Origin of the sequence: Acidovorax sp. JHL-9 (assembly GCF_000426205.1) — a bacterium.
Lineage (GTDB): Bacteria > Pseudomonadota > Gammaproteobacteria > Burkholderiales > Burkholderiaceae_C > Acidovorax > Acidovorax soli.
This window is the reverse complement of the sequence record NZ_AUEX01000005.1, coordinates 41,325-61,753: the sequence shown is the minus strand read 5'-3', so window position 1 is coordinate 61,753 and position 20,429 is coordinate 41,325. Positions and strand designations below refer to the sequence as shown.

General features: G+C 67.9%; 21 protein-coding genes. 13 read left to right on the top strand and 8 right to left on the bottom strand.

Going from position 1 to position 20,429, the window contains the following annotated elements:
* The first annotated feature begins 2 nt into the window (after positions 1 to 2).
* The 4 genes from K225_RS0105585 to K225_RS0105570 all read left to right on the top strand — a co-directional run bounded on the left by K225_RS0105585 (position 3) and on the right by K225_RS0105570 (position 3,168).
* Positions 3 to 770 carry a tRNA-uridine aminocarboxypropyltransferase gene (locus K225_RS0105585; protein WP_034711856.1) on the top strand — a complete coding sequence of 256 codons (768 nt, stop codon included), beginning with the start codon at positions 3 to 5 and terminating at the stop codon, positions 768 to 770.
* A gap of 105 nt (positions 771 to 875) precedes the next feature.
* The gene (locus K225_RS0105580) at positions 876 to 1,127 is read left to right on the top strand and encodes a hypothetical protein (RefSeq protein ID WP_026435493.1); all 252 of its coding nucleotides are present in this window, start codon (positions 876 to 878) and stop codon (positions 1,125 to 1,127) included.
* Between the two features lie 152 nt (positions 1,128 to 1,279).
* Entirely contained in the window at positions 1,280 to 1,858 is a 579-nt protein-coding gene (locus tag K225_RS0105575) for a hypothetical protein (protein WP_026435492.1), read from the top strand.
* Positions 1,859 to 2,112: 254 nt separating this feature from the next.
* Positions 2,113 to 3,168: a pirin family protein gene (locus tag K225_RS0105570; protein ID WP_026435491.1), complete on the top strand. Its 1,056-nt coding sequence runs from the start codon at positions 2,113 to 2,115 to the stop codon at positions 3,166 to 3,168.
* Positions 3,169 to 3,186: 18 nt separating this feature from the next.
* Here the strand turns inward: K225_RS0105570 and K225_RS0105565 are convergent, their stop codons facing one another.
* Genes K225_RS0105565 through K225_RS0105555 form a run of 3 tightly spaced genes read right to left on the bottom strand, consistent with a single transcriptional unit; the run spans position 3,187 to position 6,014 of the window.
* Positions 3,187 to 3,642, bottom strand: coding sequence for a carboxymuconolactone decarboxylase family protein (locus tag K225_RS0105565; protein ID WP_026435490.1), 456 nt, complete (start codon positions 3,640 to 3,642; stop codon positions 3,187 to 3,189).
* Complete coding sequence (locus K225_RS20410; RefSeq protein WP_034711855.1) at positions 3,614 to 5,011, bottom strand: lyase family protein; 1,398 nt, start codon at positions 5,009 to 5,011, stop codon at positions 3,614 to 3,616. The genes K225_RS0105565 and K225_RS20410 overlap by 29 nt, the downstream gene beginning before the upstream one ends.
* 16 nt (positions 5,012 to 5,027) lie before the next feature.
* Positions 5,028 to 6,014, bottom strand: a complete 987-nt coding sequence (locus K225_RS0105555) for a tripartite tricarboxylate transporter substrate binding protein (protein WP_026435489.1) — start codon at positions 6,012 to 6,014, stop codon at positions 5,028 to 5,030.
* A gap of 90 nt (positions 6,015 to 6,104) precedes the next feature.
* On the opposite strand from K225_RS0105555, the gene K225_RS0105550 reads away from it, so the two are divergent.
* The gene (locus K225_RS0105550) at positions 6,105 to 6,995 is read left to right on the top strand and encodes a LysR family transcriptional regulator (RefSeq protein WP_026435488.1); all 891 of its coding nucleotides are present in this window, start codon (positions 6,105 to 6,107) and stop codon (positions 6,993 to 6,995) included.
* A gap of 112 nt (positions 6,996 to 7,107) precedes the next feature.
* Positions 7,108 to 7,578, top strand: coding sequence for a peptidylprolyl isomerase (locus K225_RS0105545; protein WP_026435487.1), 471 nt, complete (start codon positions 7,108 to 7,110; stop codon positions 7,576 to 7,578).
* 36 nt (positions 7,579 to 7,614) lie between these two features.
* Here the strand turns inward: K225_RS0105545 and K225_RS0105540 are convergent, their stop codons facing one another.
* Entirely contained in the window at positions 7,615 to 8,481 is an 867-nt protein-coding gene (locus K225_RS0105540; RefSeq protein WP_026435486.1) for a gamma-glutamyl-gamma-aminobutyrate hydrolase family protein, read from the bottom strand.
* 282 nt (positions 8,482 to 8,763) lie between these two features.
* Between K225_RS0105540 and K225_RS0105535 the strand changes: the two genes are divergently transcribed.
* Positions 8,764 to 9,111 carry an HPF/RaiA family ribosome-associated protein gene (locus K225_RS0105535; protein ID WP_026435485.1) on the top strand — a complete coding sequence of 116 codons (348 nt, stop codon included), beginning with the start codon at positions 8,764 to 8,766 and terminating at the stop codon, positions 9,109 to 9,111.
* Positions 9,112 to 9,201: 90 nt separating this feature from the next.
* Here K225_RS0105535 and gap read toward each other — a convergent pair whose 3' ends face one another.
* Together gap and tkt are read right to left on the bottom strand one after the other, a co-directional pair.
* On the bottom strand, positions 9,202 to 10,203 hold the full coding sequence (gap, locus tag K225_RS0105530; RefSeq protein ID WP_026435484.1) for a type I glyceraldehyde-3-phosphate dehydrogenase: 1,002 nt from the start codon (positions 10,201 to 10,203) through the stop codon (positions 9,202 to 9,204).
* Between the two features lie 74 nt (positions 10,204 to 10,277).
* The gene (tkt, locus tag K225_RS0105525) at positions 10,278 to 12,332 is read right to left on the bottom strand and encodes a transketolase (RefSeq protein ID WP_026435483.1); all 2,055 of its coding nucleotides are present in this window, start codon (positions 12,330 to 12,332) and stop codon (positions 10,278 to 10,280) included.
* Positions 12,333 to 12,456: 124 nt separating this feature from the next.
* On the opposite strand from tkt, the gene speD reads away from it, so the two are divergent.
* Together speD and K225_RS0105515 are read left to right on the top strand one after the other, a co-directional pair.
* The gene (gene speD / locus K225_RS0105520) at positions 12,457 to 12,855 is read left to right on the top strand and encodes an adenosylmethionine decarboxylase (protein ID WP_026435482.1); all 399 of its coding nucleotides are present in this window, start codon (positions 12,457 to 12,459) and stop codon (positions 12,853 to 12,855) included.
* Positions 12,852 to 13,613, top strand: coding sequence for a nucleotidyltransferase family protein (locus K225_RS0105515; protein WP_026435481.1), 762 nt, complete (start codon positions 12,852 to 12,854; stop codon positions 13,611 to 13,613). Before speD ends, K225_RS0105515 begins: the two co-directional genes overlap by 4 nt.
* A gap of 5 nt (positions 13,614 to 13,618) precedes the next feature.
* Here the strand turns inward: K225_RS0105515 and K225_RS0105510 are convergent, their stop codons facing one another.
* Positions 13,619 to 14,380 carry a hypothetical protein gene (locus K225_RS0105510; protein WP_026435480.1) on the bottom strand — a complete coding sequence of 254 codons (762 nt, stop codon included), beginning with the start codon at positions 14,378 to 14,380 and terminating at the stop codon, positions 13,619 to 13,621.
* Between the two features lie 116 nt (positions 14,381 to 14,496).
* On the opposite strand from K225_RS0105510, the gene K225_RS0105505 reads away from it, so the two are divergent.
* Together K225_RS0105505 and pyk are read left to right on the top strand one after the other, a co-directional pair.
* On the top strand, positions 14,497 to 15,888 hold the full coding sequence (locus tag K225_RS0105505; RefSeq protein WP_026435479.1) for an aminopeptidase P N-terminal domain-containing protein: 1,392 nt from the start codon (positions 14,497 to 14,499) through the stop codon (positions 15,886 to 15,888).
* 116 nt (positions 15,889 to 16,004) lie between these two features.
* Complete coding sequence (pyk, locus tag K225_RS0105500; protein ID WP_026435478.1) at positions 16,005 to 17,441, top strand: pyruvate kinase; 1,437 nt, start codon at positions 16,005 to 16,007, stop codon at positions 17,439 to 17,441.
* 29 nt (positions 17,442 to 17,470) lie between these two features.
* Here the strand turns inward: pyk and K225_RS0105495 are convergent, their stop codons facing one another.
* Complete coding sequence (locus tag K225_RS0105495; protein WP_034711849.1) at positions 17,471 to 18,217, bottom strand: phosphatase PAP2 family protein; 747 nt, start codon at positions 18,215 to 18,217, stop codon at positions 17,471 to 17,473.
* 76 nt (positions 18,218 to 18,293) lie between these two features.
* Here K225_RS0105495 and K225_RS0105490 point away from each other — a divergent pair, with 76 nt between their 5' ends.
* Positions 18,294 to 18,992, top strand: coding sequence for a response regulator transcription factor (locus K225_RS0105490; protein ID WP_026435476.1), 699 nt, complete (start codon positions 18,294 to 18,296; stop codon positions 18,990 to 18,992).
* Positions 18,989 to 20,383: a two-component sensor histidine kinase gene (locus K225_RS20405; RefSeq protein WP_051248724.1), complete on the top strand. Its 1,395-nt coding sequence runs from the start codon at positions 18,989 to 18,991 to the stop codon at positions 20,381 to 20,383. The genes K225_RS0105490 and K225_RS20405 overlap by 4 nt, the downstream gene beginning before the upstream one ends.
* The last annotated feature ends 46 nt before the right edge of the window (positions 20,384 to 20,429 follow it).

The window sequence follows — 20,429 nt, the reverse complement described above, 5'->3', positions numbered from 1 at the left end:
GCATGTCTTGCGTGCCCGCACCACCCCATGCCGTCGCCCGCCAGCGCGCCGAGCGCCTGGCGCGCAGCTCCAAGCCTTTTCTGGCGCGTGGCGGCCCGCGTGGCGAGCGCTGCCCTGGTTGCCGCCTGCTGCCCAGCCACTGCCTGTGCGCGCTGCGCCCGGCCGTGCCCACGCGCGCGGGTGTGTGCCTGCTGATGGGCGATGTCGAGGCGCTCAAGCCCAGCAACACCGGCTGGCTGATCGCCGATGTGGTGGCCGACACCTTTGCCTTCGGCTGGGCGCGCACCGCGGTGCACCCGGATCTGCTGGCCCTGCTGGCCGATCCCCAGTGGCAGCCGGTGGTGGTGTTTCCGGGTGAAGGCGTGGCGCCCGAGCGCATGGTGGAGGCCCTGCCCCGCAACGCTGACACCGACGCCCCGCGCGGCACCACCGGCAAGCGCCCGCTGTTCATCTTGCTGGACGGCACCTGGCCCGAGGCGCGCCGCATGTTTCGCAAAAGCCCCTATCTGGATCGCCTGCCCGTGCTCCGCCTGCAGCCCGGGCAACGCTCACGCTACCGCCTGCGCCACACCCTGCGCGATGACCACCTGTGCACCTGCGAGGTGGCAGCCCTGTGCCTCGAACTGGCCGGCGAGACCCGCGCGGCGCAGACGCTGGAGGCTTACCTGGATGTGTTCACCCACCACTACCTGCAGGCCAAGAACCAGCTGCCGGTGGACGAGGGCAACGCGCTGCACCAGCGCCTGCGCGATGTCAGCACAATGGCCTGAGCCTGCTCGCAAACTCCGGTGCCTTGCGCCGGTGCCTTACAGTAGCCGCCCTGCTGGCTGCAAGCCAGGCCCACCCCCAACACACCAGCCCCCAGGGCTCCCCCCATGACCAAAGACCTGGCACGACAGAACGAACTCAAACCCATGGCGCTGTGCGAGCCCTGCCAGGGCATCCAGCGCAACTGGCGCAAGGCGCCCGGCCACGCCGAACTGGTGCAGCGCGGCAACCGCAAGGAAGACCGCGACCACGGTGAAGTGACCATCACCCGCTATGTGTGCGACCGCTGCGGCACGGCTTGGGAGTACGAGAACGACAAGAGCAACCAGAAGGCCGGCTGGTCGGTGGTGGGGCGCTGAGAACCTGTGCATGACTCCCTGTGAGACCCTGCACAGGTTCCGGTGAACCGCATGCAGCACTGCGTGAAGAAACTTTCAGCAACTACACCGCACCGCAGATGCGGCACCTTTTCACCGCATCCGTGTCCCACCTGCATTCCAGGAGACCACCCATGCTGCATCGCCGACGATTTCTGACCACCGCCACCCGCGCCCTGGCCCTGGCCCTGGGGGGGGCGGCGCTGCTGGGCGCGCGCGGTGTGCAGGCCCAGCCCAGCTACACCGTGCCGCTGGCGCAGTTGCAGGAGATGGTGGGGCAGAAGTTTCCGCGCAGTGTGCCAGTGCAGGGGCTATTGGATTTGACGGTGCAGGCGCCGCGCCTGCGCCTGCTGCCCGAGGTGAACCGCCTGGGCGCGGCCATGGCGGTGGATGCGACAGGACCCGCGCTGCGGCGCAGCCATGCGGGCAGTTTCGATGTGGAGTTTGCGCTGCGCTACGAGGCCAGCGACCGCAGCCTGCGCGCCCACCAGATCCGGCTGGGGCCGCTGGATTTTCCCACCCTCAAGCCCGCCGTCACCGAACTCCTCAACGCCTACGGCCCGGTGCTGGCCGAACAGGCGCTGCGCGAAGTCACGCTGCACCAGCTGCGCCCGCAAGACACGGCCGTGTTCGACGGCCTGGGGTTGCAGCCGGGGCCCATCACGGTCACCGCCAAGGGGCTGACGGTGGCCTTTGTGCGCCAGCAGCCTTGAATTCGCTGTGGTGCAGAACGCTTCTGTTTTGATAGCTTTTGGCAATTGATGCAAAGCGCTTGAGGCGTATTTCATCCAGAATATGCTGCCCAGAGAGGCTGTGCGCCTTGCACGATGTCGGAGGGGCCCATTCCGCTGTCCTGTGCAGTGCACCGCAGTGTTCCATCCGGCGCACTTTTGCTGCGGTAGCGTTGGCCCCATATTCCACCCACGTGCCGCCCCATCGTGGTGGCGCACCTGCCAAGGAGTCCCTGATGCCGTCGTCCCCCACCACCGCCATCCAGCCCATCATGCAAGCCCAGGCGTTGGGCCCGCTGTGGCCCACGATGGACCCGTTCCTGTTCTGCGCCCACCATGACGATGCCTACCCCGCAGGCAACGGCGCCTTTGCGCCCGCCGTGTCGCTGGAAGACCGCCAGATCGGCAGCGACTTCAGCCGCAAGGACGGCTGGAGCATGTACCACGGCGATACCGTGCCGGGCTTTCCCGGCCACCCGCACCGCGGTTTTGAAACCGTCACACTGGTGCGCAAGGGGCTCATCGACCATGCCGACTCGCTGGGCGCGGCCGCGCGCTTTGGCGAAGGCGATGTGCAGTGGGTCACGGCCGGGCGGGGCATCCAGCACTCGGAGATGTTTCCGCTGCTCAACGCCACCGAGCCCAACCCGCTCGAACTGTTCCAGATCTGGCTGAACCTGCCCGCGCGCAACAAGATGGTGGCGCCGCACTTCACCATGCTGTGGAACGAGCACATTCCGCGCCTGGTGCACCGCGATGCCGCAGGCCGTGCCACCACGGTGACGGTGGTGGCGGGTGCCTTGCCCGGCGCACCCGCACCGCTGGCGCCGCCGCCCGAGTCCTGGGCCTCGCAGCCCGAGGGCGACGTGGCCATCTGGACGCTGCATCTGGAGCCCGGCGCCCAGTGGACGCTGCCTGCGGCACAAGGCCAGGGCACGCGCCGCATGCTGTACTTCTTCGTGGGCGACAGCCTGCGCGTGGGCCCGCAGGAGGTGGACCGCCACGCCGCGCTGGAAGTGGTCGCCGGCCAGGACTGGCTGCTGGCCAATACCGGCGCCAGCGCCGTGGAATGCCTGCTGCTGCAGGGCCAGCCGATGGGCGAGCCCGTGGCGCAGTACGGCCCCTTCGTGATGAACACGCAAGCCGAGATCATGCAGGCCATGAACGATTACCGCCGCACCCAGTTCGGCGGCTGGCCGTGGCCCGAGCAGGACCCGGTGCACGGCACCGAGGCGCGGCGCTTTGCGCGCTATCCGGGCGCGGAAGCCGACGAACAGCCTCCCCAGGCCTGAGAAGCTGAGACGGCAAGCTCAGGGAACGAAGCGGGCAGCCTCCGGCGTGCGGCCCAGGTCCTTGAGCACCTTGAGCGTGACCGCCATGCCGGTGTTGCCTGCGGGCACGCCGGCGTAGACGGCGGTCTGCAGCAGTACCTCGCGGATAGTGTCCAGGTCCAGGGGGGCGGCCTCGCTGTCGGCCGGGTCGGCCTGCAGGCCCGTGCGTATGTGCAGCTCGAACTCCTCCCAGCGTCCCATGGCGGCCGTGATGGCCAGCACCATGATGCGGCGCGTGCTGCGCTCCAGGCCCGGGCGGCTCCAGATGCCGTCCCAGGCATAGGCGGTGATCATGCGCTGGAACTCCACATTGAGCACATTGGCGCTCTCCACGGACCGGTCCACCCAGGCATCGCCCAGCACGCGGCGGCGATTGGCCAGGCCGCGCTGCAGGCTGTCGGCGGCTTCAGGGGCAGATGTCGGTGTGTTCTGCATTGACAGGGCTTTCTTCCAAGGTGGCTGCCGCACGGCTGGCCAGAAGGGCCAGGCATTCGCGCTGCGAAGCCTGTACGGCCTGCTGCGGTTCGCAGGCCAGGGCCAGCGCGCGGCGCAGCGCTGGCAATTGTGCGGGCGCGGTGCGGCCGGCGGCCCATGGCACCAGCAGCTCCTGCAGGTCCCGCTGCTGCTCCAGCGCCAGGGGCGCGAGCTGCTCCACGGCGGCCAGGGCCTCATGCTTGCCGGTGAAGGGCGCCAGCGCATGCACGCAGGCTTCCGAAAACACCAGGCCCCGCAGGCTGGCCACATGCTCCAGCATGCGCCGTGGGTGGACCTGCAGCGTCTGCGCCGCCTGGCGCAGTGCGGCGGCCGCGCCATGGGCGTGGCGCCACAGCTCGGGCCAGTGGGCGACTTCCGCCTGCCATTCACCCAGCGCGCGCTCATGGGACTGGGCCATGCAGCCCAGCAGCAGGGCGGCCAGCGGCGGCACGGCCTGGGCCTGGGCCACGGCCTGCATGCAGTGCACGGGATTGCGTTTGTGCGGCATGGCGCTGGAAGTGCTGCCGCGCACGGCCTCGCTGATCTCTCCCACCTCGTACTGCGACATCAGCGACCAGTCGCGCGCCAGCTTGGCCAGGCTGCCGCAGCAGACGGCGACTTCCATGGCCAGGCGCATCCAGGTGTCGCGCTGCGTATGCCAGCTGCGGCCGCTGGCCCCGAGGCCCAGGTGCCGCGCCAGCGCCTGCTCCACCGCCAGTCTGTGCGTGCCCAGCGTCGCGCCATTGCCGACGGCGCCGCCCAGCTGCACGCACAAGGCCTGGGGCGCCAGCTGCGCGAGCTGGTCGATGCTGCGTTGCAGCGCCGCGGCCGACTGCGCGCATTTGAAGCCGAAGCTCGTGATCTGCGCGGGCTGCAGCAGGCTGCGCGCCAGCATGGGGGTGGCCGCATGCCGCGTGGCCAGCTCCACCAGCGCTGCGACCAGGGCCTGCAGCTCAGCCAGCAGGGCTTGCAGCGCCTGCTGGGTGAGCAGGGCGCTGGCCGTGTCCACGGCATCCTGCGTGGTCGCACCCCAGTGCAGCCAGGGCAGGCCTTGGGGCGCGTGCGCCTGCAGCCACTGCTGCAGCGGCTTCACCAGGGCCAGGCCCAGCGCACCGCTGGCGCGCGCCTGTTCGGCAATGCGGTCGCGGTCCAGCGGCGCCTGCGCGCAGGCGCGGGCAATGGCCTGGGCCGCGGGCTCCGGAATCAATCCGCAATCGGCCTGCGCGCGGGCCAGGCCGGACTCGAAGCGCAGCAGGGCCTGTAGCCATTGCGCATCGGAAAACCAGGCGCCGCCGCCTGCCGGGCCCAGATAGTCGTTCACCAGGGTCATGCTGCGCGCGCCGGCCTCAGGCCGTGGCTCCCGACGCCTTGATCACCGCCGCCCACTTGCTGCTTTCCTGGCGGATGCGGGCTGCGTACTGCCTGCTGTCGCCCAGCAGCGGCACGGCGCCTTCCACCTCCAGGCGCGACTGGAAGCTGCTGGAGGCCGCCACCTTGAGAATGTCGCGCCCCAGGGCATTGACCGTCTCCTGCGCCGTGCCCTTGGGGGCCAGCACGCCATAGGTCAGCGAGCTTTCGAAATCCGCCAGGGCCGGCACGCCCGACTCGGCCACCGTGGGCACGTCGGGCAGCTGCGGCTGGCGTGTGGCGCCGGTCACGGCCAGGGCGCGCAGCTTGCCGGCCTTCACCAGCGCCATGGCCGCCGGAATCACGCCGAAGCTGAAGTCCACATTGCCGCCGACCAGATCGGTCAGCGACGGGGCCGTGCCCTTGTACGGCACGTGGATGGCCTTGGCGCCCAGGGCGTGGGCGAACATCTCGCCCGTGAGGTGGCCGCCCGTGCCCGAGCCGCTGGAGGCGTAATTGAGTTCGCCGCCGCGGCGGCGCAGCAGCTCGGCCAGCTGGGCCAGGCTCTTGGCGGGTGAAGCCGCCGGCACCACCAGCAGCAGGGCCGAGGAGGCGAACATGGCCACCGGCTGCAGATCGGTGGAGGCATTGAACTTGAGGCCCGGGTAGAGCGAAGGATTGATGGACACCGTGCCCGTATGGCCCAGCAGAAAGATGCTGCCGTCGGCGGGTGCGCGTACCACCATCTCCGTGCCCAGATTGCCGCCCGCGCCGGCCTTGTTCTCCACGATCATGCCGTAGCCGAAGGCCTCGTTGAGGCCGTGCGCCATCTGTCGCGCCAGCACATCGTTGCCGCCGCCGGGCGCAAATGGCACGACGATGCGCGTGCTGCGCCGCTGTGCCCAGGCGGGCAGGGCGGCAGCGCCCAGGCCGGCCGCCGCGGTGGACAGCCACTGGCGGCTGCTGAGGACATCGGACTCGCGCATTTTCTTGTCTCCTTGGAAGTTCGTTGCCCGCAGTATGGTCCAGGCCGATGCCGGAAAACAGGGCTTGCGGCTGGCATTTGTTTGAAGAAAATGTGTCAAATGGATCTCAGGTACATACACAATTTCTTGCGCGTCGTGCAGACGGGCTCCATGTCCGAAGCCGCGCGCCAGCTCGACCTCAGCCCCTCGGCCATCGCCCAGCAGATGCGCGTGCTCGAAGCCGGGCTCGGCGCTTGCCTGCTGGTGCGCCATGGCCGCAGCGTGCGCGCCACCGCGGCCGGCGAGCGCCTGTTCGAGCGCGGGCAGCGGCTGCTGCAGGACTTCGACGGCCTGCGCGAATGGGTGCTGGGCGACGCCGACGGCGGCGAGCTGCGCCTGGGTACGGTGAACACGGCCCTGCACGGCTTTCTGCCCGCCGTCATGCAGGCCTTCGTGGCCCGCCATGAGCAGGTTCACATCAGCGTGCGCGCCGGGCTCACGCCCGAGCTGTACACGGCCCTGGTGCAGTCCGAACTCGACGTGCTGATCTGCCTGAAGCCCTCCTTCGACCTGCCCAAGACCGTCTGCTGGGCCGAACTGCGCGAGGAACCCCTGGTCGTGCTGTGCCGCCGGGAGGACGCGCTTCAGGACCCGCTGGCGCTGCTGCGCAGCCGACCCCTGGTGCGCTACGACCGCGCGCTGGCTGGCGGGCGCCTGGCCGACCGCTACCTCAAGGCCCAGGGCATAGTTCCCGTGGAGCGCATGGAGCTCAACTCGGTGCTGGCCGTGGCCATGATGGTCGACCAGGGCCTGGGCGTGGGCCTGGTGCCCGACATCGGCCGCGTGCTGTCCCAGGGGCGCGATGTATGCACGCTGGCGCTGCCGGGCGGCGACGGCCGTGCCCCGGATGCGCGCAAGGTCGGCCTGCTGTGGCTCAATACCTCGGCCCGCGCGCGCTGGGCGCGCAGCCTGCTCGAATGCGCGCGGCAATGCCTGGGGTGAAGCGGCGGGGGAGCCCTGATCGTGCCCTGGAATGGCCCGAGTCGCCGACAATGGCTGCTTTGTGCGGTGCATGGGCCTGGTTCATGCGCCGCGGTTCCCGAAAGCCATTGCCATGAACATCACCAAAGACTCCGCCGTCACCATCACCTACAAGGTCACCACGCCGCAGGGCAAGCCGCTCGACGGCGGCAGCCTGTCGTACCTGCATGGCGGCTATGAAAACATCTTCCCCAAGGTCGAAGCGGCGCTGGAAGGCCAGGCCGTCGGCTTCAGCACGGCACTCGATCTGGCGGTGGAAGACGCCTTTGGTGCCCGCGACGAAAGCCTGGTGCGCACCATCCCCAAAGCCGAGTTTCCCCCGGGCGTGAAGGTGGGCGGCCAGCTGCAGGGCGCGGGCGCCGATGGCCGGCCCCAGGTGTTCAACGTCGTCAAGATCAAGGGCCCCGAAGTGCACCTGGATGGCAACCATCCGCTGGCGGGCCAGGCACTGAAGTTCAGCTGCAAGGTGACCGAGGTGCGCGCTGCAAGCGCCGAAGAGATCGCCCACCGCCACGTGCACGGGGCGCACGGCCACCAGCATTGATGCCGGTGGGCCGCTAGTGTCCCGAGTGGGAGAGCGTCAATGGCGCCGCCGCAGCGCCTGGCGCAGCAGGCGTGCGGCGCGCAGGTGCAGCGGACCGGGGCCGGGCGCTGCTGGACGCGCCTTGCTGGCGCTGCAGGCGGCCAGAAAGTCGTTGAGGATCGCGGTGTCGTCCAGGGTTTCCGAGCCGATCTGGTGAAACTCGGGGTGCCACTGCGTGGCGGCGATGTAGCCGCGCCCGGGCGCCGCTTGCAGGCGGATCGCTTCGGGCACGCCGTCGGGTTCGCTGAGAGCCTCCACCACAAAATCCGGAGCCACTCGCTTGATGCCCTGGTGGTGGATGCTGTTGACACGCGCGCGCGGTTTTTCCGGGTACAGCTGCGCCAGATGCGTGCCGGGCACGATGTGGATGTCGTGGAAATGCTGGTCGTAGGTGGTGGCATTGCGGTGTTGCAGCGCGCCCGGATGCTGGGTCTGCAGATCCTGGTAAAGCGCTCCGCCAAACGCCACGTTGATCAATTGCAGGCCCCGGCAGACACCAAAAATGGGTTTGCCGGCCTGGGCAAACGCTTTCACCAGGGCCAGGTCGTACAGGTCGCGCACGCGGTCGCCCACCCATTCTTCACGCAGGGGTTCCTCGCCGTAGCTGCCGGGCCACACATCGGCGCCACCGTGCATGACGATGCCATCGAGCCATTCGGCATAGTGGTCCAGTGTGACGTCGCCGCGTGCCGTCTCGCCCGTGGGGCAGGGCACCATGACCACCATGGCACCGGCCGACATGAGCCAGTGGGCAATCGATTGCTCGACGTACTGCAGGGTCTTGCCAGTGAACAACGGGCGGGTGGGGTCGGCATGCTGGAAGCAGGCCGACAGGCCAATCTTGAGGCGGCGGGAAGCGGGCATGAAGAGGCTCCGATGGGGAACAGGCGCAGTGCGCAGCAAGACTGTGCGAGGGCGGTGTGCCATTGTGTTTGTAGCACCACACCCCGGCCACGTCTGTAGGAAAGTGCCGTACATGCCCGTTCCGGCACTGGCGCCGGGTGCGTGCGCCGTGGCGTTGTTTTCCAAGGTGGTGAACTGCCATTGACGGACGTCAAGTCTCGGGCTGCGCTTGCGTGCATGATGAAGGCAGACGGGTGGTCATGGCCTGTCGCCATGCCGTTTCATTTTCACAAGGAGCGCCCTATGCAAGTACAAGTACACACCGACGACCACATCCAGGGTGGAGAGTCGCTCGCGCAATGGATCCAGGACGAGGCTGGCACCCGGCTCGTGCGGTTTCGGGACCACCTCACGCGCGTGGAGGTGTTTCTGAGCGACGTGGATGCTGGCAAATCGGGCGTGGAGGACAAGCGCTGCCGCGTCGAGGCCCGCGTGGCCAATCGCCCGCCGGTGACCGTGACGGCCGATGCCGACAAGATGGCCGCCGCCTTCATCGGCGCCATGGACAAGCTCATGCGCGCGCTGGACGCCGACCTGGGCCGGGCGAAGGATCGCCACGGGCGCGACACCATCCGTGAAGCGCAGGAATAAGCACTGTTGCACGGTGGGCTGAGCCCGGTCTTCCCGGGCGAGGCATAAAAAAACGCGCCGAAAGGCGCGTTTTCCATGGGGCAGCAGCGCTTACTTGGCGGATACCACGCGCACCATTTCCAGGCACTTGTTCGAGTAGCCCCATTCGTTGTCGTACCAGCTCACGACCTTCACGAAGGTGCCATCGAGTGCAATGCCGGCGTCGGCGTCAAAGATGGAGGTGCGGGTGTCGCCACGGAAGTCGGTGGCCACCACCTTGTCTTCGGTGTAGCCCAGCACGCCCTTCAGGGCGCCTTCGGACTGGGCCTTCATCTCGGCCTTGATTTCGTCGTACGTGGCAGCCTTGTCCAGTTCCACCGTCAGGTCCACCACCGACACATCGGAGGTGGGCACGCGGAAGGACATGCCGGTCAGCTTCTTGTTGAGGGCGGGGATCACCACGCCCACGGCCTTGGCAGCGCCGGTGCTCGACGGAATGATGTTTTCCAGGATGCCGCGGCCGCCGCGCCAGTCCTTGTTGCTCGGGCCGTCCACGGTCTTTTGCGTGGCGGTGGCGGCGTGCACGGTGGTCATCAGGCCGCGCTTGATGCCCCACTTGTTGTTCAGCACCATGGCCACGGGGGCCAGGCAGTTGGTGGTGCACGAGGCGTTGGAGATGATGGCCTGGCCGGCGTAGGTGTCGTGGTTCACGCCGAACACGAACATGGGGGTGTCGTCCTTCGAGGGGGCCGACAGCAGCACCTTCTTGGCGCCCGCATCAATGTGCTTCTGGGCCGAGGCCTTGTCCAGGAACAGGCCGGTGGATTCGATCACCACGTCGGCGCCGACTTCGTTCCACTTCAGGTTGGCCGGATCGCGCTCTTGCGTCAGGCGGATCTTCTTGCCGTTGACGACCAGGGTGTTGCCTTCCACCGAGACTTCGCCCTTGAAGCGGCCGTGCACCGAGTCGTACTGCAGCATGTAGGCCAGGTAGTCGGGCTCCAGCAGGTCGTTGATGCCAACGACTTCGATGTCGCTGAAGTTCTGGATGGCCGAGCGCAGCACGTTGCGGCCGATGCGGCCGAAGCCGTTGATACCAATCTTGATCGTCATAGTCTCTCCAAAGTTGATTTCCGAAAATCCAAAACCCAAAGGGGCCACGCATCGCTGCGGGGCCCCTTGCCAGATCACTTGCGCTGGAGCACGGCCAGCACGGTGGCTGCCACGTTCTCTTCGGTGAAACCGAAATGCTGGAACAGCACCGGCGCCGGGGCCGATTCGCCGTAGGTGTCGATGCCCACCACGGCCGCGCAGCCGTATTTCCACCAGCCGTCGGTCACGCCCATTTCCACGGCCACGCGGGGCAGGCCTGCGGGCAGCACGCTGCTCTTGTACTTGGCATCTTCGCGGTCGAAGGTGGTGGTGCTGGGCATGGAGACCACGCGCACGGCGATCTTCTGGTCGGCCAGCAGGCGCTGGGCCTTCAGGGCCAGCTGCACTTCGGAGCCGGTGGCAATGATCACGGCCTGGGCCTTTTTCTTCAGACCCACGTCCGCAGGCTCGGACAGCACATAGGCGCCGCGCGAGATGTCGCCCAGGTCGCGCTTGGGTGCGTAGGGCAGGTTCTGGCGCGAGAGCAGCAGGGCTGTGGGCTTGTCGCGGTTGCTCAGGGCCACGCTCCAGGCCACGGCGGTTTCTGCCGTGTCGGCGGGGCGCCAGACGTCGAGGTTGGGGATCAGGCGCAGGCTGGCGGCGTGTTCCACCGACTGGTGCGTGGGGCCGTCTTCACCCAGGCCGATGGAGTCGTGCGTGAAGACGTGGATCACGCGCTGCTTCATCAGTGCTGCCATGCGGATGGCGTTGCGGCTGTAGTCGCTGAAAGTCAGGAAGGTGCCGCCGTAGGGGATGAAGCCGCCATGCAGCGCAATGCCGTTCATGATCGCGGCCATGCCGAACTCGCGCACGCCGTAGTTGATGTGGCGGCCACCGATTTTCCTGCCGCCCTCGACCTCGGTCTGCACCACGGCGCCTTGCGGGTCAAAGCGCAGGTTGGGCGTGCTCTTGGTGTTGGTGAGGTTGGAGCCGGTCAGGTCGGCGCTGCCGCCCAGCAGTTCGGGCAGGGCAGCGGTGAAGGCTTCCAGCGCCAGCTGGCTGGCCTTGCGGCTGGCCACGGTTTCGCCCTTGGTGTGGGCGGCGACCACGGTGTCCACGGCCACTTGCGCAAAATGGGCGGGCAGGTTGCCTTCCATGCGGCGCTTGAACTCGGCAGCCAGTTCGGGGAAGGCCTTGCTGTAGGCATCAAAACGCTCGTTCCAGACGGATTCAAAACCCTGGCCATTGGCCCTGGCATCCCAGTCGGCATACACGTCTTGCGGAATCACGAAGGGCTCGCTGGTCCAGCCCAGGGCTGCGCGCGTGAGTGCGATTTCGTCGGTGCCCAGCGGCTCGCCGTGGGCCTTGGCCGTGTTGGCGCGGTTGGGGCTGCCCTTGCCGATGTGCGTCTTGCACACGATGAGGGTGGGGCGCTCGGTCTGCTGCTTGGCCTCTTCGATGGCGGCGTCCACCGTGTCGGCGTCATGGCCGTCGATGGGGCCGATCACGTTCCAGCCGCTGGCCGCAAAGCGCTGCGGAGTGTTGTCGGCAAACCAGGGGGCGACCTGGCCGTCGATGGAGATGCCGTTGTCGTCGTACAGGGCGATCAGCTTGTTGAGCTTCCAGGCGCCGGCCAGCGACACGGCTTCGTGGCTGATGCCTTCCATCAGGCAGCCATCGCCCAGGAAGGTGTAGGTGTGGTGGTCCACCACGGTATGGCCTTCGCGGTTGAATTCGCTGGCCAGCAGCTTCTCGGCCAGCGCAAAGCCCACGGCGTTGGTGATGCCCTGGCCCAGCGGGCCGGTGGTGGTTTCGACACCGGGGGTGTGGCCCACTTCGGGGTGCCCTGCGGTCTTGCTGTGCAGCTGGCGGAAGTTCTTCAGTTCGCCCATCGGCAGGTCGTAGCCCGTGAGGTGCAGCAGCGCATACAGCAGCATCGAGCCGTGGCCATTGCTCAGCACAAAACGGTCGCGGTCAAACCACTGGGGGTTGGCAGGGTTGTGCTTGAGGTGGCGGCTCCACAGCGCCACGGCCATGTCGGCCATGCCCATGGGCGCGCCGGGGTGGCCGGAGTTGGCTTGTTGAACTGCGTCCATGGCCAACGCGCGGATTGCGTTGGCCATCTGTTGGGATTGCTGGGTGTTGGCCATGGGGGAGGGGTCAGGGGGTGGGAGGTTCAGGGGAAACCCCGCATTTTACCGGGGCGGCTTTCGTGTGCCTGAATGGGCCTGCGGCAGACCTGGGCAGCGGCGGCCATGCACTACAGTGCAGGCCATGCAAGGACTGCATCTCACTGCCGATCTGCGTGGCTGCCGCTGCGCTCCCCAGCGCCTGCTGGATGCCGCCGCCCTGGCCCTGGCCTGCACGGATGCCGTGCGCGCGGCGGGGCTGCAGGCGGTGGGCCAGCTGTTCCACCGCTTCCCGGCCACGGAGCAAGGCCCTGGCGGGGTAACCGCCACGGTGTTGCTGGCCGAGTCGCATCTGTGCGTGCACACCTGGCCCGAGCAGAGCGCCGTCACGCTGGATGTGTATGTCTGCAACTTTGGCGCCGACCATTCGGCCAGGGCACAGGCCCTGATGGATGCGCTGCTGGCCCTTTTCGACCCTGCCGAGGTGCAGCGCCATGCCTTGCAGCGCGGCGCCGTGGGGCCCGCCACCGGAGCGGTGCAATGACGCAGTCCACTGCTGTGCAGGTGCCAGCCCTGGTGCTGGCGGCAGGCCGCGGAGAACGCATGCGGCCCCTGACCGATACCACCCCGAAGCCGCTGCTGCAGGTGCAGGGCCAGCCCCTGCTGCAATGGCATCTGCAGGCGCTGGCCGACGCCGGCGTGTCGCGCGTGGTGATCAACACCGCCTGGCTGGGCGAGCAGATTCCGGCCTATTTTTCCAGCAGAAATGGCATGCAGGAAGCGCTGCGTAAACACGAGCAGCTATCGATTTCATACTCTCATGAGGGCGTGGATTTTGGCGCCGCGCTGGAAACGGCCGGCGGCATTGCCCGCGCCCTGCCGCAGCTGGGCCCCATTTTCTGGCTGGCGGCGGGCGATGTGTTTGCGCCCGACTTCGCGTTCGACCGTGCCGCCGTGCAGTCCTTTGCCGCCAGCGACCATCTGGCCCACCTGTGGCTGGTGCCCAACCCGGCACACAACCCGCGTGGCGACTTTGGCCTGTCGGCCGGCGGCGTGGCGCTGAACCTGCCCGCCAACGACCCCACGCCGCGCTACACCTACAGCACCATCGCCCTGTTGCGTGCTGAACTTTTTGCGGCGCCCTGGTGTGATATCCCGGCGGGCAACCCCGGCGGCATCGCCGCGCCGCTGGCCCCGCTGCTGCGCCGTGCGATGGACGCTGGCCGGGTATCGGCCTCGCTCTACATCGGCCGCTGGACCGATGTCGGCACGCCCGAGCGGCTGGCAGAGCTCAACCGTTGAGACGGTTATGGCGAGTCTGCCGGGGCGCGGTTGCCATGTGCGGGTTCGATGGCAATGGCCGGGCCCGTCTCGCAGTTGCGAAACAGCCATTGGCTGGGTAGGAACCGGGCCTGTGGCCCATCGGGTGCGGGTTTGTCCAGCTCCGCCTGGATGTCGTAGGCAATGTGCGGCACGTGGAACAGGGCAATCTGGCCCTTCTTGCAGTTCAGTGCCGACACGACGGTGTTGGGCACCCAGCTCTGGCTGGCGCTGTCAAAGCGGTGCAGCGGGCCGATACGCTGGTCCTGCGCCAGCTCCACGCGCATGGGAACGGTTTGCAGCGCGCTGGCCCACACGCCAGCCACCTGCACTGGCTGCGCAAAGCGCACAGCCTCCAGGCCATGCAACGCCAGCGGGCGGTCCGGTTCGCCCTTGTCGAATGGGTCCCGGCGGTTGATGAGGCTGCCCGCAGGGATGGTCAGTTCGCCATATACATGGTCTTGGGGCAGCACAAACCGCTCACGGCTTGCGCGGACGGAAGCGCCGTCTTGCCAGGCCTGTTGGGTACTGTGCGACAGGTAGAGCCGCACGCCCAGCCAGGCATTGCACAGAAGCGCCACGGCCAGCAGCACCTGCACCGTGCGCCGGGCCAGCAGCCATTTGCGGGGGATGTCGATCCAGCGCACATACACACCATAGATGGGCAGTGCGACGATCAACACGAGCCCCAGCAACGGCACGAAGGTGGCCAGGGTGAATTGCCAGAGGGAGGTGAACAAATCAGGCATGCGATGGAGAAAGGGAAGGAGGTGCCCGTGCGGGTGCGGCACCGATAAGCCGGAAAGTGAAAGGAAATTCGCCGGGTGGCAGGCAGCACTTCGCCCGGAGGGCCCAAAATGAGCGCATGAGTCTACCGACATCCATCTACGCCCAGCGCCGGGCCCGCCTTGCCGCGATGCTCGGCGAAGGCGGCATCGCCATCATCCCCACGGCCCCCGAGCGCCAGCGCAACCGGGACAGCGACTTTCTGTTTCGCCACGACAGCTATTTCTATTACCTCACGGGCTTCACCGAGCCGGGCGCCTGCCTGGTGCTGACGCAGGAAGGCCGCAGCACGCTGTTTTGCCAGCCCAAGGACCTCGAGCGCGAGATCTGGGACGGCTACCGGCTGGGCCCCGCGGCGGCGCCTGCCGCGCTGGGCGTGGAGGCCGCCCATGCCAGCAGCGATCTGGACACGCAGCTGCCGCGTCTGCTGGAGAACCGGGCCTGCGTCTGGTACCCGTTTGCCACGCACGGCGGGCTGGCCGCCCGGGTGGAGGGCTGGCTGAATGCCGTGCGCGCCCGCGTGCGCTACGGTGCGCTGTGCCCCGCAGTGCAAAACGACCTGTGCACCCTGCTCGACGAGATGCGCCTGGTCAAGGATGAACACGAGCAGGCCATCATGCGCCGCGCCAGCCAGATCAGCGCCGGCGCCCATATCCGCGCCATGCAGCGCTCGGCCCGCATGCTGCGTGCGGGTGAAGAGGTGCGCGAATACCACCTCGATGCCGAGTTGCTGCACGAATTTCGCCAGCAGGGCTCGCAATACCCCGCCTACAGCTCCATCGTCGCGGCGGGGGCCAATGCCTGCGTGCTGCATTACCGCGCCGACACCGCGCCCGTGCGCGACGGCGAGCTGGTTCTGATCGACGCCGGCTGCGAACTCGACGGCTATGCCAGCGACATCACGCGCACCTTTCCGGCCAATGGCCGTTTCACCGGACCACAGCGTGCGCTCTACGACCTGGTGCTCGCCAGCCAGGACGCCGCCGTGGCCGCCACCAGGGCGGGCGCGCGCTTCAACGACCCGCACGACGCCACCGTGGCCGTGCTGGCGCAGGGCATGCTGGACCTGGGCCTGCTCGACAAGAACAAGGTGGGTACGGCGCAGGACGTGATCGACCAGCGGGCGTACTTCCAGTTCTACATGCACCGCACCGGCCACTGGCTGGGCATGGACGTGCACGACTGCGGCAGCTACGTGGAGCCCGGCGAGGTGGGCCAGGTGGGCCAGCGCAAGGATCCGCTCTCGGGCGAACTGATCACCAATCGCCCCAGCCGCGTGCTGCGCCCGGGCATGGTGCTCACCGTCGAGCCGGGCATCTATGTGCGGCCCGCCGCGGGTGTGCCCGAGGCGTTTCACCACATCGGCATCCGCATCGAGGACGACGCCATCGTCACCGAGGCGGGCTGCGAACTGATCACGCGCGGCGTGCCGGTGCAGGCCGACGAGATCGAGGCCCTGATGCGCGCCTGAAGCGGGTGCCTGCAGTGCTGTGGCCAGGCGGCATGGCGACCAGTGGTTCCGCGCTTGTAACCTCTTCCGTGTAAAAATGGAAACTTAATTACACGTTCAGTGAAAGAGACGCATCCATGTCCACCCGCCGCGCCACCAAGATTGTTGCCACCCTGGGCCCCGCCTCCAGCGACCCGCAATTGCTCGAGCGCATGATCCGCAACGGCGTCAACGTGGTGCGCCTGAACTTCAGCCACGGCAAGGCGCAGGACCACATCGACCGCGCCACGGCAGTGCGCGCCGCTGCGCAGCGCGCCGGGCGCGAGGTGGCGATCATGGCGGACCTGCAGGGTCCCAAGATCCGGGTCGGCAAGTTTGCCGAAGGCCGGGTGCAGCTGGAGCAGGGCGCCCCGTTCGTGCTGGATGCCTCCCGCAACGAACCGGGCGATCTGGCCGGCGTGGGACTCGACTACAAGGAGTTGCCGCGCGACGTGAAGCCCGGCGATGTGCTGCTGCTCAACGACGGCCTGATCGTTCTCACGGTGAACGCCGTGCGCGGCGAGGCCGTGCACACCACGGTGAAGATTGGCGGCGAGCTGTCCAACAACAAGGGCATCAACAAGCAGGGCGGCGGCCTCACGGCGCCGGCGCTCACCGCCAAGGACATGGAAGATATCCGCACGGCCATGGGTTTCCAGGCCGACTATGTGGCCGTGAGCTTTCCCAAGAATGCCACCGACATGGAGATGGCGCGCCAGCTGTGCAACGTGGCGGCGGCGGAATACCGCCACAAGCCGGGGCTGATCGCCAAGATCGAGCGCGCCGAGGCCATTCCGCACCTGGAGTCCATCCTGCGCGTGAGCGACGGCATCATGGTGGCGCGCGGCGACCTGGCGGTGGAGGTGGGCAACGCGGCCGTGCCCGCATTGCAGAAAAAGATGATCCGCATGGCGCGGGATCTCGACAAGGTGGTCATCACCGCCACGCAGATGATGGAGAGCATGATCACCAACCCCGTGCCCACCCGGGCCGAGGTGAGCGACGTGGCCAACGCCGTGCTCGATGGCACCGATGCGGTGATGCTCAGCGCCGAGACGGCGGCCGGGAAGTATCCCCTGGAAACCGTGGAAGAGATGGCCAAGATCTGCGCCGCCGCCGAGGCGGCCGAGGACCATCGGCTGGATGCCGACTTCACCGGCCGCACCTTCGGCCGCATCGACCAGTCCATTGCCATGGGGGCGCTTTTCACGGCCCACCACCTGGAGGCCAAGGCCATCGTGGCCATGACCGACAGCGGCTCCACTGCCCTGTGGATGAGCCGCCACCGCAGCCATATCCCGATCTACGCCCTGACGCCCAAGGTGGCCACGCAGCGCAAGATGGCCATGTACCGCAATGTGCGCCCCTTGCTCATGGACACCAGCGCCGACCGCGACACGGCGCTCGCGCAGGCCGAAGGCCACCTCAAGAGCCGTGGCATTGTGCAAAGCGGCGACGTGTATGCCATCACCTGCGGCGAACCCATGGGCGCACCCGGTGGCACCAACATGCTGAAAATCTGCCGCGCAAGCTGACCCCGTTCACGGTGTGAACAACGGCCAGGTCACCTGGCTGCAGGCGGCGGCGCGCCGGGTTGTGGGCTGTCGGCAAGCGCAAGGCGCCGGCGCAGCGCGGCAGCCGCGAGGTCGCACAGCCAGCCGGTGGTCCAGCACAGCCAGCCCGTCCACAGGGTGTGGCTCATGAAGTGGGCACCACGCACCTGCTGGGCGCCGCCCAGAATCAGGCCTGCCACCAGCGATGCCGCCAGCCACAGGCGCGCGGCGCGCGGCTGGCGCCGCCGCAGCGCAAAGTAGCCGCCCACAAAGGCAAACCCCGCCGAGGCATGGCCCGCGGGAAAACAGCGCCCCCCTCCACCATCCACGATGCCCAGGGCCCAGTGCGATGCGTAGCGGGCCACGCCACCGAACTCGGCCAGATCCCAGGGGCAACTGGTGGCACTCAGGCTCTTGAGGCTGCTCACTACAAACAGCGCCACCAGCGCGCTGGCGGCCAGTTGCAGCCGCTCCCCCAGGTCGATGCGCCGCAGCAGGCCCATCGGCCACCATATGCCCAGGATCAGCAGCAGCACCACAAGCCAGCCCAGGTGGCGGGCATCTTCGTGCAGTACCTGCGTGAAGAACCACTGCTCGCGCATCGGAAAACCGGTGCCCGAGCCAAAAACATGGGCCAGTGCCCGGTCCTGCCCCAGGGCGTCCCAGGCCAGCAGGCATGCCAATGCGCCAAGGGTCCAGGCCAGGGTGCTGCGCAGGGAGTGGGGTGGCGAGGCGGAAGGAAGGCTTGACTGCGACATGTTCGGCACGATAGGTGTGGGCGCTTAACGGGGTCTTAAACTTTTTTCTGGGTGCAGTCGCGGTGACAATCGGGCCATGCGAATCCTAGTGGTCGAAGACGATGCAGGCATTGCCAACGGGCTGCGCACCAACCTGCAGCAACGCGGCTATGCCGTGGATGTGTGCGATGGCATTGCGTCGGCCTGGGGCGCCCTGCGTGCCGAGCGCTTTGACGCCGTCTTGCTGGACCTGGGGCTGGCCGACGGTGAAGGCGGGGCGCTGTTGCACCGGCTGCGCGCCAGTCCGCCGGCCGCTGGCGCGCCAGCGCTGCCCGATCCTGCGACCCCGGTGCTGATCGTGACGGCCCGCGATCTGGTCAGCCAGCGCATCGCCGGCCTGGACCAGGGGGCCGACGACTATCTGGTCAAACCCTTTGATGTCGATGAACTCGATGCACGCCTGCGTGCACTGCTGCGCCGGGCGGCAGGCCGGGCTTCTCCGACCATACGCTACCGCGATATCGAAGTGGATCCGGCTGCGCGCACGGTGGTGCAGGCCGGCAAACCGGTCGATATGTCGCCGCGCGAGTTTTCCGTGCTGCTCGTGCTGCTGCAGGCCCGGGGCCGGGTGCTGTCCCGCCAGCAGATCGAAGAGCGCCTGTACAGCTGGCAATCGGCCATTGAAAGCAACGCGGTCGAAGTGCACATCCACCATTTGCGTCGCAAGCTGGGCAGCGGGTGCATCCAGACCATGCGGGGCGTGGGTTACTTCATGCCGCAGGAGACCTTGGGGTGACAGCGCCGGGTTCCGCTGCCCGCTCCTCCCGGGGCCCGGTCCGCCACTCGCTGACCCGGCATCTGCTGCTGTGGTCTCTGGGGGCGCTGGTGCTCGTGTGGGGCAGCTTCGTGTTCATGGGGTACCGCGCCGGAGTGAATGAGGCGGATGAGCTGACCGACGGCCATCTGGCCAGTGTGGCGGCGCTGCTCATCAATCTGCGCGCTGTTGAAGCCGTGGACCAGGCCGTCACTAAGCGGCGCCCCGCCATGCCCTGGCTCAAGGCGCATGACTACCAGCAGTCCATCAGCGTGGTGCAATGGAATGCTGCGGGGCATGTGCTGGCGCACAGCGGCAGCGCACCATTGCCTGCCTTCAATGAGGCCGAGGGGTTCGCCGATCTGAGCCTGGGGCCGCAGGCCGTGGCCTGGCGCAGCTTTTCGCAATGGGATGAGGCCGGAACCCGCAAGGTCATGGTGCTGCTGGAGTTGCGCGAGCGCGACGAGCTGGCGCAGGACATCGCCGACCAGATGGTCGAGCCGGGGTTGTGGCTGCTGCCGGTGGTGGCCCTGGCCCTGGGCCTGGCCTTGCACCGGGGATTGCGGCCCTTGTATGCACTGTCTGCGGATGTGGCTGCACTCGACCCTGCCATCGCACAGCGGCTGGCGTCGCGCCACGCATGGAGCGAATTCGAATCGGTGGTGGCCTCTATCAATACCCTGCTGGAGCGGCAGCAGGCCGCGCTGGTGCGCGAGCGCCGTCTGGCCAACGAGGTGGCACACGAGCTGCGCACACCCTTGTCTTCGATCGCGCTGCAGGCCAGTGCGCTGGGCGGTGGGCTGGACCCGAACGCGCAGGCACAGGCCTTGGCGCGGATACAGCAGGATGCCTTGCGTGCGGGCCACGTGCTGACCCAGTTGCTGGCGCTGGCCCGGGCCAGCCGTGCCGAGCTGCACGAAGCCAAGGCGCCGGTGGACCTGGCCGCCACGGCGCGCGCTGTGTGTGCCGACTATGCCCAGGCCGCTTGGCAGCGGGGGGGCGAGATCGCCGTGGTGGCGCCCGAGGCTTTGCCCATGGCGGGCCATGGCGTGCTGCTGGACCTGGCGTTGCGCAATCTGGTCGAAAACGCCCTCAGGCACACGCCGCATGGCACCCGGATTTCCGTGCAGATAGGGCAGTCCGACACCGGGGCGGTCTGGCTGCAGGTGTGTGACGACGGCGGGCGTGCCCAGGCGGCTGCGGGCAACGCCAGCGTCGCGCGCCCGACGGACAGCCTGCACCTGGGGCATGAGATTGTGCTGCGTGTGGCACAGATGCATCACGGCACTTTTGGCGTGGCGGCTGCGCCGGCGCCATTCACCACCTGCTACCGTCTGGATTTTCCGCCCCCCAGCGCTGTGGCGGCCGGGTAAAATCCAGGTTACCAAGCGGTTACCACCGCGCCGGCTGCCTGTCAGC